The organism is Citrobacter sp. VF227 (genome assembly GCF_052950715.1).
The window spans coordinates 1-441 of sequence record NZ_JBRFVF010000563.1; the positions used below are offsets into that span (position 1 = coordinate 1).

The window sequence follows — 441 nt, forward strand, 5'->3', positions numbered from 1 at the left end:
TTTCGATCCGAACGCCGTCAGCCGGCTCATCGCGCGCGAGCAAGTAAGCGTGATGTGGCTCACCGCGGGGCTGTTCCATCTGGTCGCGCGGCGCTTCATCGGCATGCTGGCGGGGCTGCGCGTCGTGCTCGCGGGCTGCGACGTGCTGAGCGCCGCCGCGATCGGCGCGGTGTTCGACGCGTTCCCGTCGATCACCGTCATCAACGGCTACGGCCCGACCGAGTGCGTGATCTCGCCCCTCGTCTGGGCGGTGCCGCCGGACGCGACCTTCGCCGAGCCCTACGCGCCGATCGGCGGCCCGGTCGGGGCGCGGGCGGCCTACGTGCTCGGGCCCGACCTCGAGCCGGTCGCGGACGGCGAGACCGGCGAGCTCTACATCGGCGGCGGCCTCGCCCGGGGCTACTGGGAGCGCCCGGCGCTCACCGCCGAGCGCTTCCTGCC

The 441-nt window shown here is 73.9% G+C and carries 1 protein-coding gene; it reads left to right on the forward strand.

What is annotated here, in order from left to right; genetic code table 11:
• The coding region (locus ACU8YC_RS27880; protein WP_446896380.1) for an AMP-binding protein at positions 1-441 on the forward strand (441 nt) is incomplete at both ends.